The sequence below is a fragment of the Streptomyces sp. NPDC012825 genome, assembly GCF_042900925.1.
Classification (GTDB): domain Bacteria; phylum Actinomycetota; class Actinomycetes; order Streptomycetales; family Streptomycetaceae; genus Streptomyces.
Genome location: NZ_JBIBBZ010000007.1, coordinates 128,545 through 144,528 on the forward strand (window position 1 = coordinate 128,545; position 15,984 = coordinate 144,528).

The following is a 15,984-nucleotide window of genomic DNA, read 5'->3' on the forward strand; positions in this document are numbered from 1 at the left end:
AGCACCCCTCCGAGCCTTGTGATGGTACGTCCCGGAGGGTGTTTTTGCCATGCACCTGCCACAGGTGTCTCCGTCGGTTCCCCCGGTTCGGGCGGCGCGCGCCCCGGCGGGACGACAGCGGGCCGCCGTGCACGGGCGAGTCCCCCGGCGCGTTCCGGCCGCGCGTGCTCAGATGGGTGGAGGGGAGGACGCAACCGACAGCACAGGAAGGGCGCGAGGATGTCCGAGGCCACCATGAGGGCGATGACGTACGAAACCTACGGAGGGACGGAGGTGCTCCGCGAGACCCGGCTGCCGCTGCCGAAGGTCGCTCCCGGCGAGGTCCTCGTCAAGGTCCGGTGCGCCTCGGTCAACCCGGTCGACTGGAAGATCATGGCGGGCGGGCTCGACGCCCTGATGGACGTCGTCCACCCGGTGGTCCCGGGGTGGGACGTCAGCGGCACCGTCGAACGGGTCGGCATCGACGTGCCCGAGTTCGCGGCCGGTGACGAGGTGATGGCCTACGCCCGCAAGGACTACGTGCACGGCGGCACTTTCGCGGAGTACGTCAGCGTGCCCGTGCGCGCCCTCGCGGCCAAGCCCGCCTCGCTGAACTGGGCGCAGGCCGCCGGACTGCCGCTGGCCGGGCTGACCGCCTACCAGCTCCTCACCCGGCTGGACACGGGCGCCGACGACACCGTCCTCGTGCACGGCGCGGCCGGCGGCGTCGGGTCCTTCGGCGTCCAGCTCGCCCGCGCGCTCGGCGCGAGGGTCATCGGCACCGCCTCCCCGCGCAACCACGACCGGTTGCGCGGGTTCGGCTGCGAGCCCGTCACCTACGGGGACGGACTGGCCGAACGCGTCCGCGCCCTGGCCCCGGACGGAGTCACCGTCGTCGCCGACTTCGTGGGCGGGGTCCTCGACACCACCCTGGCCGTCCTGGCCGAGGGCGGACGGCACGCCTCCGTCGCCGACGACACCGTGCTCGGCTCGGGCGGCCAGTGGATCTGGGTCCGGCCGAGCGGCGAGGACCTCACGGCCCTGGGCCGGCTCGCGGACGGAGACCGGCTCACGGTCGACGTCGCCGCGACGTTCCCGCTCTCCGAACTCGGAGCGGCCTTCGACCTCAGCCGGGAGGGCCACACCCCGGGGAAGATCGTCGTCGAGGTCTGAAGCAGCTCCGCCGCGGCCGCCCGGACCGTTCGCCGCGCCGGGGCGGGACCTCACGCCAGGGCGTTCACCACGGCCGTGAAGACGCGCGGCAGACGTTCGGCCGCGGGCACCACGAGCGGCGCGAGGACCCGCTGCTGCCGCACCCGCACCAGGAGTTCCGTCAGGAGCCGGTGGCGGCGGGTCACGCGTTTCCAGTCGCCCTCGTAGCGGTCCGGCGTGCCGCGGCGCACGTTCTCGACCAGGGCCCCGGCGCCGGCGAGCGCCAGGGAGACGCCCTCGCCGGTCAGCGCGTCGACGTACCCGGCGGCGTCGCCCACGAGCAGGACCCGCCCGTGCCGCCGGGTGCGCGCCCTCTGGCGGAGCGGTCCAGCACCCCGTACCGCCGTGACGGCCCTCTCCGCCGGAAGGCGGGCGGCCAGTTCGGGGAAGCGTTCCAACTGGGCGTCGAAGGGGGCCCGCCGGTCCGTCAGCAGGGCGACGCCGACCAGCCGGGGCCCGAGCGGGGTGACGTAGGCCTCGCCGTGCCGCCCGCAGTGCACCTCGACGTACGGGGACCACGGGGACGTGGCGTAGTGACGCCGCAACCCGTACCTGGGTCCGCGCCGGGACCGGACGCAGAGACCGAGGGAACGGCGCACCGGCGAGTGCAGGCCGTCCGCGGCGACCAGCCAACCGGCGCGCAGGCCGGCGCCGGGCACGGACACACCGGTGGCGTCCTGCCGCACCTCTTCGACCCGCAGGGGCAGTACGGGCACGCCGGCCGCGAGAACGGCCTCGTGCAGGACGGTGTGCAGGTCGGTGCGCCGCACGCCGAGGCCGGGGCCGTGCCGGAACGCGGCCTGGACCCGGCGGGACCCCTGCACGTAGCGGATGCCCGCGATCGGATGGCCCGCGACCTCCAGACCCAGCGAGGCGAGGGCGCGCACGGCGCCGGGCATCAGGCCTTCGCCGCACGCCTTGTCGACCGGCGCGCGGCGGGGCTCGGCCACGACGGTGTCCAGACCGGCGCGCGCGGCGTACAGGGCCGTCGCCAGACCGGCCGGCCCGCCCCCGACGACGATCAGGTCGTGCTCGCGGCTCACGCGGACACCGCACCGGCGAGGGCCGCGTTCTCGCAGCGGAGGCGGACCGTGAGCAGCGCCGCGTTGGCCGCGCCGAACACCACCGCGCTCAGCCACGCGGAGTGCACCAGGGGCAGGGCGGCGACCTCCACCACGACGGCGACGTAGTTGGGGTGACGCAGGAAACGGTAGGGGCCGGTGCCGATCGGACGCGCCCCGGGAACGACGATGACGCGCGTGTTCCAGTACGGCCCGAGTGTGCTGACGCACCACCAGCGCAGCGCCTGGGACAGCAGGACCAGCGACAGCATCGGCCACGCCAGCGCCGGCAGGAACGGCCTGTCGGCCAGCACGGGTTCGAGGAGGCAGCAGACCAGCAGGGCCGTGTGCAGGGCGACCATGACCGGATAGTGGCCGCGACCGTGCTCGACACCGGCACGGGCGAGGGTCCGGGCCGTGTTGCGCCGGGCCACGACCAGCTCGACGACGCGTTCGGCGGCCACGCCGAGGACGAGAAGCACGTACCAGCTCACGACAGCCCCTACCAGCGCAACAGCACGAACTCGGAACAGAAGCCCGGCCCCATGGCCATCAGCAGGCCCCAGGTCCCGGGCTCGGGCCGCCGGGGCCCGCAGTGGCCCTGCAGGACGTGCAGCACGGAGGCCGAGGACAGGTTCCCCACGGCCGCGAGCGAGCGCCGCGCGCCGTCGAGGGCGTCGTCGGGCAGACCGAGGACGTCGGTCACGGCGGACAGCACCTTGGGACCGCCCGGATGGCACACCCACGTCCCGATGTCGTCGGTGGTGAGACCGTGCTCGGCCAGGAAGGCGCGCAGGGGCCGCCCGAGGTGCTCCCGCACGGTACGGGGGATGCCCGCGTCGATCACGACGCGGAACCCGCCGGCCCCGATGTCCCAGCCCATGAGGTGACCGGTCGCCGGATAGAGGTGGCTGCGCGTGGCGATCACCGCCGGCCCGCTCCCGCCCCCCTCCGCGGCGGCGCGGCCGCGCGCCACGAGCGCCGCCGCGCCGTCACCGAACAGAGCGCCGGCGACGAGGTTGGCGCGGGAGTCGTCACGCCGCTGGAGCGTCAGCGAGCACAGTTCGACGGTGAGCAGTACGGCGGTGTCGTCGGGATGACCGCGCAGGTAGTCGTGCAGCCGGGCGAGACCGGCGGCGCCCGCCACGCACCCCAGACCGAACACCGGGAGCCGCTTGACGTCGGGCCGCAGCCCCAGGCGGCCGGCCAGACGGGCGTCGAGCGAGGGGGTGGCCACGCCGGTGACGGAGTTGCACACCAGCAGGTCGACGTCGGCCGGTTCGAGTCCCGCTCCCCGCAGCGCGCCGGCGACGGCCTCCTCGCCCAGGTCGAGCCCGGCCGCGATCCAGGCGTCGTTGGACCGTCCGAAGTCCCCGAGGCCGGCGTACCGTTCGATCGGCAGGGCCAGATGGCGCGCACGCACACCGGTGGACGCGTGCAGGCGGCGCAGCAGGGCGCGGTCGGCTCCCGGAACCAGGCACAGGTCGCCGATCGGCTCGGTCAGCTCCTCCTGGGCGTACCGGTGCGGCGGCAGCGCGGTGTGGACGGCGGCGACGGTGGCCGCCGCGACGGGTGCGGCCGGTGGGTGCGGGGCGGCGGAGGGGGCCGCGGCGCCGTCGGTGATCACAGAGACACGCATGGCGGCAATGCCTACCTCGTTCCGGACACCCGACTACCTTGCGCATGTGTCTTTGCACCCGTTCGGGGCTCCTCCGCGTACGCCTCTCCTCCCACCGTTCCGCGTTCCGGCGCTGCTGCGCTCCTGCCATCTGGAGCCGGCGCTCGCCGTGACGGTCCTCGTGACCGCGCTGGCCGTGGCGGGCGGCCGGGGCGCGGCGGGGGCGGCCCTGGTGGCCGGGGCGGTGCTGGCGGGCCAGCTCTCGGTCGGCTGGTGCAACGACGCGGTCGACGCGCGGCGCGACACGCTCTGCGGGCGCCGCGACAAGCCGGCGGCCACCGGCGAACTCCTCCCCGGGACCGCGGCCGTCGCCGCCGTGGCGGCCCTGGGACTGTGCGTGCCGCTGTCGCTGCTGAGCGGGGCGGTCGCGGGGGCGGTGCACCTGGGGGGAGTGGCGGCGGGCTGGGCCTACGACCTGGGGCTCAAGCGCACGGTGCTCTCGCCGCTGCCCTACGCCGTGGGGTTCGGCTCGCTGCCCGCCTTCGTCACCCTCGGTCCGCCGTCGCCGTCCTGGCCCGCCTGGTGGGCCGTGACGGCGGGGGCGCTCCTGGGGGTGGGGGCGCACGTGGTCAACGTCCTCCCGGACATCGAGGACGACCTCGCGACCGGCGTCGGCGGGCTGCCGCAGCGGCTCGGCCGTACGGCGTGCCGGTCGTCGGCGCCGCTCGTGATGCTGGCGGCCGTGGGCGTGCTCGTCGTGGGACCGCCCGGGGCGGTGGGTGCCCCGGCCTGGGCACTGGCGGTGGCCGCCGGGGCCGTCGCGGTGGCGGGCACGGCGGTGCCGTCGGCGCCCGGGAGCCGACGGCCGTTCCGGGCGGCGGTCGTGGTGGCGGGCGCGGCCGTGACGCAGCTTCTCCTGAGCGGCTCCGACATGGCCTGAGCACGCGGCGCCGGTGAGGACCGCCACCGCCCGCCGGGGCCCGGTGGCGGCTGTCACCGGCCGGGGCGGGCGGCCCGGACGCCGGACGGCGTCAGTGCGACAGGTGGGCGGCGACGCCGGGAGGCATGTGCCGGGAGAGGGACGCGGCGCGCTGCCACATGCCCGAGAGCTGCTCGGCGGGGCGCTGCTGCTCGCCGTGCAGGGCGTTGAGCACCACCAGGCATCCGGTGAGCGCCGGCACCGCCCACTGCGCGCAGGCCAGCTGCCGGCGGGCCTTGTCGAGTTCGAGGGGGTGCCGGGCCGACTTCTCGGCGTCCTGGGGGTCGGGGGAGGAGGCCAGTTCGACCTTCTTGCCCAGGACGCGGGCGTAGGCGGTGGCGGCCAGGGCCGCGGCGGTGACGGCGGTCTTGGCCACGGTGGAGGCGGCGACGCCCTGCTGGGTGGCCACGCGGTGGGCGTTCACGGCCAGCAGCGCCCCACTGCCGAACAGGTGCGCGCCGATGGCGGCGGCGTTGACCGGCGTCCACCTCGCCCAACCCGCGGAGGCGATCCGGTCCGTGGCCACCTCCGTGCCGCCTTCGCTCCCGGCCGCGCCGTTGAGGCCGACCGCGCCCATCAGGGAGCCGCCGAACCAGGCGGCCAGCCCCACATCGTGCAGGCTGCGGACGAGGGTGTGGCGTTCGGACATGACGGTGCTCCTTCTGGGGGGCGGGACGGCGCCCGATGCGGGCGCCGGACACCGCTCCACCCTCGCCGGACCCGGCCGCCCCCGCCATCGTGGTGAGCCGGACGGGTGCGCCGGCACCGGCGGCGCGGTGGGGTGGCCCCGGCGGGTCACTCCGTCAGGATCGTCTCCAGCGCGACGAACGGGTCCGTCAGGGTGGCCAGCCGGTACGCGTCGTCGTACGCGCCGTCACCGATCTGCCGCCGGGCCGACAGCTCCGCGTGCCGCCGCAGCGGCTGCAGTTCGGGGGTGCCCCGCTGCGGATGCCCGACCATCTGCCAGAACACCCGGCCCGTCCCGTACGCCGAGGCCGCCTCCTCGCCCCTGGCCAGCGCCGACAGGGCGACCGCCAGGAGGTCGAGGCCCAGGCCCAGGCCGAAGACGTCGCCTATCAGGCGCTTGTCCCGCAGCATGGCCCGGGCGTGGTCCGCGGCGTCGGCCGGGTGCCCCTCCCGCAGCGCTATCACCGCGAGCTGGTACTCGGTGTAGGACCGCGTCCAGTGCTCGCCCGCCGACACCGAGTCGAGCCGCAGTCCCTCGGCCTCGGCGCGGGCCTCCCCGAGGGCACCGGACGCCGTCAGGGCGAAGACCCGCACCAGCCGGCACCGCGCCACCGCGGGCGCCGAGACGCCCGGTTCGGCCAGCGCGCGGTCCGCGACGGCCAGCGCGTCCGACGGATCGCCGCGCAGCAGCATCACCAGACCGCGCAGATAGGCGGCGTCGGCGAGGAGCGTCGCGTCCCGCGCCCGCACCGCGCACTCGTCGGCGCGGCCCGCCAGCCGGGCCGCGGTGTCGTACTCGCCCCGCAGACAGCGGACCACTCCGAGCGCCCAAGCCACCTTGCCCACGACGGCCCCGGGGCCGGCGACCACCCGCGCGCACTCCTCCAGATAGTGCGCCGCCTCGTGCAGGTGGCCGGAGCACGCCCAGAAGAAGCCGAGCGCCCCCGCCAGCTCCGCCGCCGCCGGGGGATCCGTGGCCAGCAGGTGCTCCAGGGCCGCGCACAGGTCGCCGTGGCAGTCGGCCAGCCGCGCGCAGGCGTCCGCCTGACCGGGCCCCCACCACGAGTCCTCGACGGCGACCGCCAGTTCGTGGAAGCGCCGGGCGTGCCGGTCGGCCGTCGTACGGGTCTCGCCGAGTTCCGCGAGCCACAGCGCCCCGTACTCCCGCACCGAGTCGAAGAGGTGCAGGCGGCCGCCGGACAGGGTCACGACGCTCTTGCGGACGAGCCCCTCCAGGGCCCGCTCCAGGGCGGCTTCGGTGAGCGGCCCGCCGCGGCAGACCCGTACCGCGTCGTCCACCGCGGCGGCCGAGCGGAACACCGACAGACGGGCCCACAGCAGCCGTTCCAGCGGCTCGCAGAGTTCGTGGCTCCATCCGATGGTGGTGCGCAGCGCGCGGTGACGCGTCGGACGGACCGTGCTCCCGGGGCTCCCGGCGAGGGAGAGCCTGCCGCGCAGGAGCCGCGCCATCGAGGACAGCGGCCTCTCCCGCAGCCGCGCGGCGGCCAGTTCGAGCGCCAGGGGGACGCCTTCCAGCCAGCGGCACACCTCGGCGGCGGCGACGAAGTCCTCGGGCCGCGTCCAGCGGACGCCGACGGCGTCGGCGCGGTCGGCGAACAGGTCCATCGCGTCGGAGTCGACCGGCAGGGGACCGACGGGGAACAGGAACTCGGTCCCCGTGCCCAGGGGTTCGCGGCTGGTCGCCAGCACGACGAGCTCCGGGCAGCGGGCGAGGAGGGCCGACACCAGCGCCGCGCACGCCGTCACGAGGTGCTCGCAGGAGTCCAGGACCAGCAGGACGCGGCGCGCGCCGATCCAGTCGGCCAGCGCGTCGACGGGCTCGCCGGGAGAGTGGTCCGACAGTCCGCAGGCGTCGGCGACCAGGGGAACGAGCAGGGAGGCGTTGGCCAGCGACCAGAGCGAGGCCCAGTGGACGCCCGTGAAGGCGTCGGGCCCGAGACCGCCGGCGACGCGCGAGGCGAGCCGGGACTTCCCGATCCCGCCCGTGCCCACCAGCGTGACGAGCCGTCGCTCGCCCAACCGGCGGGCCAGCTCCTCGACTTCCCCGGTCCTTCCGACGAACGACCCGCTCTCCGGCGGCATCCACGTGTCCATTCCCCGCATTCTCCGACAGGGTGGGGGTCCGGATGCACGTGTTCGGCGAAGCGCCGGCGTCCCCCGCCGCCGGACTCCGGTCCGCTCGCATGCGCGTCGTACCGGTGTGCGAAGGGGGTGTTCGACGGAGGAGCCCGGCCGGCCGTCCGGCCGGGCTCCTCCGTCCCGGGAGGACGGGGGCCGTTTCGCCCCTTCCTCCGCGGCGGGCCGGGTGTCAGGCGTTCAGCGCCTGTCGGACGGTGGGGTGACAGGGGATGAAGGTGTCGACGCCGACGAGGGTCAGGACCCGCAGGACGGCCTCGTTGGCGGCGGCGATGTGCAGCCGGCCGCCGGCGGCGCCGATCTGCCGGTGGGCGGTGATGAAGACGTTGATGCCGCTGGAGTCCATGAAGCTCACGCCCCCGAGGTCCGCCACGACCCGCGTCACCGCTTCGTCCTCGGGCAGCAGGGCTTTGCCGAGGGCGTCCCTGGAGGTGTGGTCGATCTCGCCCCGCAGGTTGACGATCCGCACGCCGTCGACGGTGTGGTGCGTGGCGGACAGCCGGCCGGAGCGGGCGGTGTTGTCGTGGTCGCTCATTGTCTCCTCAGCAGCACGTGGGCCCGTCCCGGGCCGGGGCGGGCGGGGACGGTCCCGCCCGCACCATCATGCCGGGCCCGCCCCGACGGCGGTACCGGGCGGTCCCCCGCCGCACGGGCGGCGCGGGATCTCCTCGTACGGCCGGTCCCGCGCGCCCCGCCTCAGCGCGGCGGCGGAACGTCCGCATCCTCCTCCACGCCGGCCAGGCGCAGGAGCAGGGCCTTCACGTCGGTGGCCTCGACCCGGCCGTCCACGGCGCCGGGGACGGAGCACACGAGGAGCGGACCCTCCTCCTCGTCCGCGGGCAGGAGGCCGTGGCTGCCGCGGAGGGGGGAGGGGTCGAGGGGGACGACCGCGAGCCGGTAGCGCATGCCGAGCTTCTTGCGGGCGACCTCCCTGGCCGCCCTGATCCGCACGTACGGGTCGGCCGGGTCCATGAGGAGTTCGGCGGGGTCGTAGCCGGGTTTGCGGTGGATCTCGACCAGCCGCGCGAAGTCGGGGGCGCGGGCGTCGTCGAGCCAGTAGTAGTACGTGAACCAGGCGTCGGGTTCGGCGAGGGCGACCAGCTCCCCCGAGCGCGGGTGGTCGAGACCGTGCTCCTTCTTGCCCTCGTCGTCCAGGAGCCGCGCCAGTCCGGGGAGGCCCGCGAGCGCCTCCCGGACGGCCGGGAGGTCGGCGGGGCGCCGGACGTAGACGTGCGCGACCTGGTGGTCGGCCACGGCGAAGGCCCGGGACGTCGTGGGGTCCAGGTACTCCATGCCGTCCTGGGTGTGGACCTCCAGGAGACCGGCCCGGCGCAGGGCGCGGTTGATGTCGACCGGCCGGTCGACCCGGGTGATGCCGTATTCGGAGAGGGCCACGACCGTGCGGCCCTCGGACCGGGCGTCCGCGAGGAGCGGGCCGAGGACGGCGTCGAGCTCGGCGGCGGCCCGGTGGGCCCGCGGGTCGTCGGGGCCGTAGCGCTGGAGGTCGTAGTCGAGGTGCGGGAGGTAGCAGAGGACCAGGTCGGGGCGGCGGGTGCGCATGACGTGCCGGGTGGCCCCGGCGATCCACCGGCTGGAGACGATGTCGGCCCCCGGGCCCCAGAAGTGGAAGAGGGGGAAGGTGCCGAACCTCTCGGTGAGCTCGTCGTGGAGGGCCGGCGGGCGGGTGTAGCAGTCGGGTTCCTTGCGGCCGTCGGCGTAGTACACGGGGCGGGGGGTGACGGTGACGTCGGTGTCGGCGCCCATGGCGTACCACCAGCAGATGTTGGCGACGGTGTAGCCGGGGTGGACCCGGCGCGCGGCGTCCCAGACCCGGTCGCCGGAGACCAGGCCGTTGTGCTGGCGCCACAGCAGGACCTCGCCGAGGTCCCGGAAGTACCAGCCGTTGCCGACGACGCCGTGCTCCGACGGGAGGACACCGGTCAGGAAGGTCGTCTGGGCGGTGCAGGTGACGGCCGGCAGGACGGTGGTCAGCGGCGCCCGGGAGCCGGCGGCGGCGAGTGCCCCCAGGTTCGGCATGTGGTCGAGCAGCCGGGGGGTGAGGCCGACGACGTCCAGGACGAGGAGCGGAGTGGGGTGCGGCGGGACGGGGGCGGCGGAGGCACCGGTCGGGTCGGTCATGGCAGTTCCTTGAGGCCGAGGTCGGTCAGGAGGTCGCGTGCCAGGGCGAGTTCGGCGGCGATGCCGTCGGCGAGCCGGGCGCGGGTGAGGGGCCGCAGCTCGGGCGGGAGCGCCTGCCAGGTGTAGGTCTCCACCTCCAGGTGGCGCGTACGGGGGACGGGGCCGCCCACGAGCAGGGCCAGGGTCTCCTCGACCACGGGGAGCGTGGAGGTCAGTGGCGGCGCGGGCCGCGCGTGCAGGGGAACGTGGAAGTGGGAGCGCCAGGGACCCGTGCGGGGCAGGGACCCGCCCGCGAGGGCCTCGTCGAGGTCGTCGGTGCCGCGCAGTCCGCCGGCGGTGACGGTGCGGGTCTGGTGGAGGAAGCGGGGCTCGGCGAAGGCGGCCAGCGCCTCGCGCACGGCCGGGAGGTGCGGCTGCTCGGCGTGGAGAGCTGCGGACAGCTGCGCCTTGGGGACGGTGAGGCCCGCCGCGTCGAGCGCGGCCAGCGCGCCGGCCGGGTCCTCGAAGGAGGTGGCGAGGTGGCAGGTGTCGACGCAGACGCCGACGCGGTGCGGCGCGCCGACGGCGGAGAGGGGACCGATGGCGTCGGCGGTGGTCTCGACGGCGCACCCGGGTTCGGGTTCGAGGGCCACCCGGATCGACTTCCCCATCAGCTCCTCCAGGACGTCGAGGCGTTCGGCGAGGACGGCGAGGGCGTCCCGCGCGGTGGAGCTCCCGGCCGGACCGAACCCCCGGCGCCAGGCGAGCGGCAGCGTGGAGATCGTCCCCTCGTCGACGTCGGCGGGCAGGAGCGCGGCGAGGAGCCGGGCGAGATCGGTCGTGTACGCCAGGCGCTCGGGCTCGGTCCAGTCCGGCCGGTACACCCGGTGCTTGACCTCGTCCCGGCCGAAGCCCTCGTAGGGGAAGCCGTTGAGGGTGACGACCTCCAGGCCGCGGCGGTCCAGCTCGGTCCGCAGGCCGCGCAGCGCCGCCGGGTCGTCCCTCAGGGCGCGGGACGCGGCCCTCGCCAGCCACAGGCCGATGCCGAGCCGGTCGCGCCCCAGCCGCCGGCGGACGGGCTCGCAGTGGTCGCGGAGCTGGGCGAGGACCCCGTCGAGGGTCTCGGCGGGGTGGACGTTGGTGCAGTAGGACAGGTGGACGACGGACCCGTCGGGATGGCGGAAGCGCATCGGGGCCCCTCACTCCCCGCCGCGGAGGACGGAGTTCCCCTCGTGCGATTCCCCCGGCGGCGGGACGTCGAGCCGGAGCCGGTCGCCGAACCCGTAGAAGGCGACCGGGTTGCGCCACAGCACCCGGTCGACGTCGTCCTCGTCGAACCCGGCGGCGAGCATCGCCTCGCCGACCCGGCGGGTCTTCAGCGGATCGCTCTTCCCCCAGTCCGCCGCCGAATTGACCAGGACCTTCTCGGTGCCGTGGGCCCGCAGGACCGCGACCGTCCGGTCCTCGTCCATCTTGGTGTCCGGATAGACGGAGAAGCCCAGCCAGCAGCCGCTCTCCCGGGCCTCCCGGACCGTCGTCTCGTTGAGGTGGTCGAGGAGGACGCGCTCGGGAGGGAGCGAGGACTCGCGCACCACGTCGATCGTGCGGCGCAGTCCGGCGAGCTTGTCCCGGTGGGGCGTGTGGACCAGCGCCGGCAGGCCGTGGTCGGCGGCGAGCTGGAGCTGCGCGGCCAGGGCGGTGTCCTCGGCGGGCGTCATGGAGTCGTAGCCGATCTCGCCGACGGCGACGACGCCGTCCTTGGCGAGGTAGCGGGGCAGGACGTCGAGGACGGGGACGCAGCGGGGGTCGTTGGCCTCCTTGGGGTTGAGCGCCAGGGCGCAGTGGTGGGCGATGCCGTACTGGGCGGCCCGGTGGGGCTCCCAGCCCAGGAGGGCGTCGAAGTAGTCGAGGAAACTGGCCGGGGAGGTCCGCGGCTGGCCGAGCCAGAAGGACGGCTCGACGAGGGCGCGGACACCGGCGGCGCGCATGGCCTCGTAGTCGTCGGTGGTGCGGGAGGTCATGTGGACGTGGGGGTCGAAGATGCGCATCGGGACTCCTCGGGCTGCGGAGGGCTGCGGAGGTCTACGGACGCGCCCGGGCCGTCAGGGCGAGCACGCGCTCCAGGTCGTGGGGGACGTCGCGGCCGGCGGCGGTGCGCTCGGCGGCGTGGTCGGCGAGCATGCGGGCGAGCGTGGCGTCGCCGCGGGCGCGGCGCCGCAGCCCCGCGACCACGGCGACGGGGACTCCGGTGAAGAGGCACTTGAGGACGGCGTGCCGCCAGGCCCGCTGGTCGAGGTGGACGGCCGCGTAGGGACCGACGGCCGCGGCGACGAGCGTGGTGTCGTGGGTGCGCAGCGCGTCGGCGACGAGGGGAAGCGCCTCGGGACCGCCGACCAGGTGGGGCAGGGCGTGGAGCACGGCGCGGCGCTCGGCGGCGCTGCCCCGGTGGTAGAGGAGGGCGAGGGTCTCCGGGTCGGCTCGGGCCTCGGTCAGGAGGAGGACGCGGACCGCGTCGGCGTGCTCGTGACCGCAGTGGCGGCCCGCGGCGGCGAAGCGCGGCTCCCAGGGGGGAGGAACGGGGTCGGCGGGGGTGGTGGCCGGGTCCGTACGGGTGGGGGTGGTGTCCGGACCGGTGTGGGCGGGGGCGGCGTCCGGCCCGCCGTGGGCGCGGTCCGCGTCCGGCCTGGCGGGAGTGCGGCCCGCGTCCGGGGCCGTACCTGCGGCCTCGGACAGCGCGTCGTCCAGCCACGCGCGGGCGGTGGGGGTGAGGCGCGCGTCGAGGGCGGTACGCGAGACGGGCGGGGTGGCGGGGGAGGGGACGGCGGTCACGTGACCGGGTCTCCTTCCGGGGTCCGGGAGCGGAGGAAGGCGAGGGAGTCGCGGGCGAGTGCGGGGCCCGCGTGGGAGTGGCGCGGGAGTTCGACCACGGTGAGCCCCCGGTAGCCGGTGGAGGCGAGGGCGGCCAGGACCGGGGGGAAGTCGATCTCGCCGTCGCCGAACGGCAGGTGCTCGTGGACGCCGCGCCGCATGTCCTCGATCTGGACGTGCCGCAGCCAGGGCGCGGCGGCGCGGACGCAGGCGGCGGGCGACAGCGGTTCCAGGCACTGGCAGTGGCCGATGTCGAGGGTGAGGCCGAGGGGCGCGGGGTCCCCCGTGGCGGCGCGCAGGCGGTGGAAGTCGTCGAGCGTGGCGAGGAGGTGGCCCGGCTCGGGTTCGATCGCGAGGGGCACGCCCGCGGACCCGGCGGCCTCGACGACCGGCCCGAGCGCTTCCGCGAGGCGGTTCCAGGCGGTGTCCGGTGCGGTGCCGGGCGGGGCGGTGCCGCTGAAGCAGTGCACGGCGTGGGCGCCGAGGTCGGCGGCGACGCGCACCGCCGTGACGAGCAGCCGGACGCGGACGGCGCGGTCGTCCGGGTCGGGGTCGAGGAGGGAGGGGCCGTGCTTGCGCCGGGGGTCGAGGACGTACCGGGCGCCGGTCTCGACGGTGACGGCGAGGCCGAGTTCACCGAGCCGGCGCGCCACGCGCGCGGTGCGGGCGGCCAGGCCGGGGGCGAGGGGGTCGAGGTGCATGTGGTCGAGGGTGAGGCCGACGCCGTCGTAGCCGAGATCGGCGAGGAGCGCGAGGGCGTCGTCGAGCCGGAGGTCGGTCAGCCCGTTGGTGCCGTAGCCGTAGCGGAGGGAAGCCGGACCGGGGGCCGTGCGGAGTGCGTTCACGTGGGACTGACCTTTCGCGCGAGACGGCGGGCCAGGGGGCCGAGGCCCAGGAGGGCGAGACCGCCGGCGGTCGCCCCGGAGCGGGACATGAGGACGGCCTGCAGGGGGACCATCGCCCGGATGCCGCCCCCCACGGCCTGCCGGGTGAGGAGCGGGGACGGGTTCAGGGCGGCGTCCAGGAGGGGACGGGCGGCGGTGCGGAAGTAGACGGCGGCCAGGACCGGGGTGACGCGCTCCGCCGTGGAACGGCCCGGCGCGGCGGGTGGCTTCCCCCGTGCGCCGGGACGGTGCGGGCCCGGGCGGGACGAGGCGGTGGACCGGTACGGGCTCGGGCGGGGAGGGGCGGTGGACCGGTACGGGTCCCGGCGTGACGAGGCCGTGAGGGCGCCGAGGACCGCGGCGGCGGCGAACGCGCCCAGGGGCGCGGCCGTGGAACCGCCGCGCACCTCGTGCCGGGACACCGCCGTGACGGCGTAGGTGTGCGCCGCGAGCACCGCCGCCGGGGGAAGGGCGGCGAACGGGAAGGCGGCGCGCGCGGGAACGGCGGACGAGGGAACGGCGGACGAGGGAACGGTGGGTGGGGGAACGGCGGACGACGGAACGGTGGGCGGGGGAACGGCGGACGAGGGCGAAGCCGTACGCCGGGAGCCGCGCCCCGTCCCGCCGGCGGCGGGCGCGCCCGAGGCCTCCCTCCGAGCGGTGGCCACCGTCGCCGTGGCGCCGAGGAGGAGGTCGAGGCCGCGGGCCGCCGCCATGGCGGCCGGACCGGCGGCCGTGTGCTTGAGCCGGAGGTCGTACGCCCAGACCGTCGCGGCCAGGACCGTGGCGACCGCCAGCGGGGGACGCCCCGCACGGGCCGCGAGGGCGAGCCCGGCGGCGGTGAGCACGCCGGCCGCGCCCAGGGCCGCCCCGGGGCTCACCCGGCCGGAGGGGACGGGGCGGTGGGGGCGCTCGGCGGCGTCCTCGTGCCGGTCCGCCCAGTCGTTGAGCGCCATGCCCGCCTCGTACAGGCACAGCGAGGAGCCGACGGCCCAGGCGGTGCCCCTGCCGGGCCGCACGCCCGCGGCCGCGGCCCCGGCGAGGGCGTCGCCGGGGACGCTGAGCAGGGCCGAGACGCGCAGGAGCTCGCTCCACGCCCTCAGCCTCTCCCGGGCGGACGCGCCCCCGTACGCGGGTACGGGCCGGGCCCCCGTCCAGTACCCCGTGGCCTCCACCGTCGGCGGGGCGCCCGCGCGGGCGAGCCGGAGGAACGACGAGCGGATCATCCGGCCTCCCGGAGACGGTCGGCGAAGGAGAGGAGCGCGCCGAACTGCTCGGACAGGCCCGCCGGACCCCCGTCGGGGTCCTTGAAGTAGAAGCCGAGTTCGGGGCGGGGCCCGGCGAGACCCGCCTCGTGGGCCCGGGCGACGAGCCGCGCCAGGTCCAGGACCAGGGGGGCGGCGAGCGCCGAGTCGCAGCCCTGCCAGATCGTCTGGAGGACCGTCCGGGAACCGAGGAAGCCGTCGAAGGCGATGTGGTCCCAGGCGGTCTTCCACTCGCCGAGCGCGGGGACCTCGTCGATGTGGACGGCGCCCTCGACGCCGGGGCCGAGCGTCTCGGCGAGGACGCGTTCCTTTCCGGCGTTCTTGGCCGCGGCCGCCGCCGGATCGGCCAGGGCCGCCCCGTCCCCGCCCCCCAGCAGGTTGGTGCCGGACCACGCCCGCACGGTCAGGGCCCGCTGGACGAACATCGGGGCCAGGACGGACCGCAGGAGCGTCTGGCCGGTCTTGCCGTCGCGGCCCGCGTGGGGCAGGCCGCTCGCCCCGGCGGCGGCCGCGAGCGCGGGGGCGCGCAGCCCGGTCGACGGCGTGAAGTTGACGTGGGAGCAGCCGGCGCGCAGCGCGGCGGCGGCGTACAGGGAGCTGGGCGGCAGACGCGTGGCGTCCGGGCCCGGCAGCGGCTCGGTGGAGGAGACGTTGACGACGACGACCCGCGCCAGCGCGTGACGCGTGCGGAAGGCGGCCAGGTCGTCGGCGAAGGCGGCGATCAGCTCCTCGTCGCCGCGGGTGTCCCCGGCGAGCGGCCCGCCCGGCCGTATCTCCCGGTCGGCCGCGGCCAGTTCGGCGTGGACGGCGCGGGCGAGGCCGGCGGGCAGCACACCGGCCCCGGTGAGGTCCTCGGCGCGTTTCGGCAGGGGACAGTCGGAGGTGTCGTGGCCGCCGAAGACGAGCGAGGCCAGCGGGGGCAGCCCCGCCCCCGCGAACGGCGGCGTCTCGGTGACCATGCCGGTCGGCGGGTACAGCCCCGCGGTGACGGCCGCGCATCCGGCGACGGCGGTGGTCGCCACCGATCCGCGCGCCCCCACGAACCAGACCCCGGTGCGCGCCCGCCGGTCGCGGGCCTCTCTCCCGGTCGCGTTCCCGTGGTGCACTGACTGCCTCCCTGCCGTGTCGGTGTCGCTGTCGGTGTCGCTGTGTAGGG

Annotated in this window: 15 protein-coding genes; 2 read left to right on the forward strand and 13 right to left on the reverse strand. The window is 76.3% G+C overall.

Annotated elements, in window-relative coordinates; genetic code table 11:
* Window positions 1-234: 234 nt before the first annotated feature.
* Window positions 235-1,152, forward strand: a complete 918-nt coding sequence (locus ACFY7E_RS17930; RefSeq protein ID WP_383436593.1) for an NADP-dependent oxidoreductase — start codon at window positions 235-237, stop codon at window positions 1,150-1,152.
* Window positions 1,153-1,202: 50 nt separating this feature from the next.
* Here the strand turns inward: ACFY7E_RS17930 and ACFY7E_RS17935 are convergent, their stop codons facing one another.
* The 3 genes from ACFY7E_RS17935 to ACFY7E_RS17945 are packed head-to-tail and all read right to left on the reverse strand — an operon-like array spanning window position 1,203 to window position 3,891.
* Window positions 1,203-2,234 (reverse strand): NAD(P)/FAD-dependent oxidoreductase, encoded by a 1,032-nt coding sequence (locus ACFY7E_RS17935; protein ID WP_389485878.1) that lies wholly within the window; start codon window positions 2,232-2,234, stop codon window positions 1,203-1,205.
* Entirely contained in the window at window positions 2,231-2,746 is a 516-nt protein-coding gene (locus ACFY7E_RS17940; RefSeq protein WP_389485880.1) for an isoprenylcysteine carboxyl methyltransferase family protein, read from the reverse strand. The genes ACFY7E_RS17935 and ACFY7E_RS17940 overlap by 4 nt, the downstream gene beginning before the upstream one ends.
* Before the next feature lie 8 nt (window positions 2,747-2,754).
* The gene (locus ACFY7E_RS17945; RefSeq protein ID WP_389485882.1) at window positions 2,755-3,891 is read right to left on the reverse strand and encodes a type III polyketide synthase; all 1,137 of its coding nucleotides are present in this window, start codon (window positions 3,889-3,891) and stop codon (window positions 2,755-2,757) included.
* Window positions 3,892-3,937: 46 nt separating this feature from the next.
* Between ACFY7E_RS17945 and ACFY7E_RS17950 the strand changes: the two genes are divergently transcribed.
* On the forward strand, window positions 3,938-4,810 hold the full coding sequence (locus ACFY7E_RS17950; RefSeq protein WP_389485884.1) for a UbiA family prenyltransferase: 873 nt from the start codon (window positions 3,938-3,940) through the stop codon (window positions 4,808-4,810).
* A gap of 91 nt (window positions 4,811-4,901) precedes the next feature.
* Here the strand turns inward: ACFY7E_RS17950 and ACFY7E_RS17955 are convergent, their stop codons facing one another.
* From ACFY7E_RS17955 to ACFY7E_RS18000, 10 genes are all read right to left on the reverse strand, one after another.
* Window positions 4,902-5,498: a hypothetical protein gene (locus tag ACFY7E_RS17955; protein ID WP_389485886.1), complete on the reverse strand. Its 597-nt coding sequence runs from the start codon at window positions 5,496-5,498 to the stop codon at window positions 4,902-4,904.
* A gap of 146 nt (window positions 5,499-5,644) precedes the next feature.
* The gene (locus tag ACFY7E_RS17960; protein ID WP_389485888.1) at window positions 5,645-7,651 is read right to left on the reverse strand and encodes an ATP-binding protein; all 2,007 of its coding nucleotides are present in this window, start codon (window positions 7,649-7,651) and stop codon (window positions 5,645-5,647) included.
* Between the two features lie 214 nt (window positions 7,652-7,865).
* Window positions 7,866-8,228, reverse strand: a complete 363-nt coding sequence (locus tag ACFY7E_RS17965) for an STAS domain-containing protein (RefSeq protein WP_389485890.1) — start codon at window positions 8,226-8,228, stop codon at window positions 7,866-7,868.
* Window positions 8,229-8,389: 161 nt separating this feature from the next.
* Window positions 8,390-9,832 (reverse strand): alkaline phosphatase family protein, encoded by a 1,443-nt coding sequence (locus ACFY7E_RS17970; protein ID WP_389485892.1) that lies wholly within the window; start codon window positions 9,830-9,832, stop codon window positions 8,390-8,392.
* Complete coding sequence (gene eboE, locus ACFY7E_RS17975) at window positions 9,829-11,001, reverse strand: metabolite traffic protein EboE (RefSeq protein WP_389485894.1); 1,173 nt, start codon at window positions 10,999-11,001, stop codon at window positions 9,829-9,831. The genes ACFY7E_RS17970 and eboE overlap by 4 nt, the downstream gene beginning before the upstream one ends.
* Window positions 11,002-11,010: 9 nt before the next feature.
* Window positions 11,011-11,859: a TatD family hydrolase gene (locus ACFY7E_RS17980; protein WP_389485896.1), complete on the reverse strand. Its 849-nt coding sequence runs from the start codon at window positions 11,857-11,859 to the stop codon at window positions 11,011-11,013.
* A 34-nt stretch (window positions 11,860-11,893) separates the two neighbouring features.
* Window positions 11,894-12,640: an EboA domain-containing protein gene (locus ACFY7E_RS17985; RefSeq protein ID WP_389485898.1), complete on the reverse strand. Its 747-nt coding sequence runs from the start codon at window positions 12,638-12,640 to the stop codon at window positions 11,894-11,896.
* Window positions 12,637-13,524 carry a sugar phosphate isomerase/epimerase family protein gene (locus tag ACFY7E_RS17990; RefSeq protein ID WP_389485900.1) on the reverse strand — a complete coding sequence of 296 codons (888 nt, stop codon included), beginning with the start codon at window positions 13,522-13,524 and terminating at the stop codon, window positions 12,637-12,639. Before ACFY7E_RS17990 ends, ACFY7E_RS17985 begins: the two co-directional genes overlap by 4 nt.
* The gene (locus tag ACFY7E_RS17995; RefSeq protein WP_389485902.1) at window positions 13,521-14,789 is read right to left on the reverse strand and encodes an SCO3242 family prenyltransferase; all 1,269 of its coding nucleotides are present in this window, start codon (window positions 14,787-14,789) and stop codon (window positions 13,521-13,523) included. The genes ACFY7E_RS17990 and ACFY7E_RS17995 overlap by 4 nt, the downstream gene beginning before the upstream one ends.
* Complete coding sequence (locus ACFY7E_RS18000; protein ID WP_389485904.1) at window positions 14,786-15,934, reverse strand: inositol-3-phosphate synthase; 1,149 nt, start codon at window positions 15,932-15,934, stop codon at window positions 14,786-14,788. The genes ACFY7E_RS17995 and ACFY7E_RS18000 overlap by 4 nt, the downstream gene beginning before the upstream one ends.
* Between the last annotated feature and the right edge of the window lie 50 nt (window positions 15,935-15,984).

What these genes read in the sequence shown, in the direction of transcription:
- eboE (WP_389485894.1), bottom strand. Translation starts at nt 11,001, where the DNA reads ATGCGCTTCCGCCATCCCGACGGGTCCGTCGTCCACCTGTCCTACTGC.
- ACFY7E_RS17965 (WP_389485890.1), bottom strand. Translation starts at nt 8,228, where the DNA reads ATGAGCGACCACGACAACACCGCCCGCTCCGGCCGGCTGTCCGCCACG.
- ACFY7E_RS17960 (WP_389485888.1), bottom strand. Translation starts at nt 7,651, where the DNA reads ATGGACACGTGGATGCCGCCGGAGAGCGGGTCGTTCGTCGGAAGGACC.
- ACFY7E_RS17930 (WP_383436593.1), top strand. Translation starts at nt 235, where the DNA reads ATGAGGGCGATGACGTACGAAACCTACGGAGGGACGGAGGTGCTCCGC.
- ACFY7E_RS17980 (WP_389485896.1), bottom strand. Translation starts at nt 11,859, where the DNA reads ATGCGCATCTTCGACCCCCACGTCCACATGACCTCCCGCACCACCGAC.
- ACFY7E_RS17970 (WP_389485892.1), bottom strand. Translation starts at nt 9,832, where the DNA reads ATGACCGACCCGACCGGTGCCTCCGCCGCCCCCGTCCCGCCGCACCCC.
- ACFY7E_RS17995 (WP_389485902.1), bottom strand. Translation starts at nt 14,789, where the DNA reads ATGATCCGCTCGTCGTTCCTCCGGCTCGCCCGCGCGGGCGCCCCGCCG.
- ACFY7E_RS17945 (WP_389485882.1), bottom strand. Translation starts at nt 3,891, where the DNA reads ATGCGTGTCTCTGTGATCACCGACGGCGCCGCGGCCCCCTCCGCCGCC.
- ACFY7E_RS17955 (WP_389485886.1), bottom strand. Translation starts at nt 5,498, where the DNA reads ATGTCCGAACGCCACACCCTCGTCCGCAGCCTGCACGATGTGGGGCTG.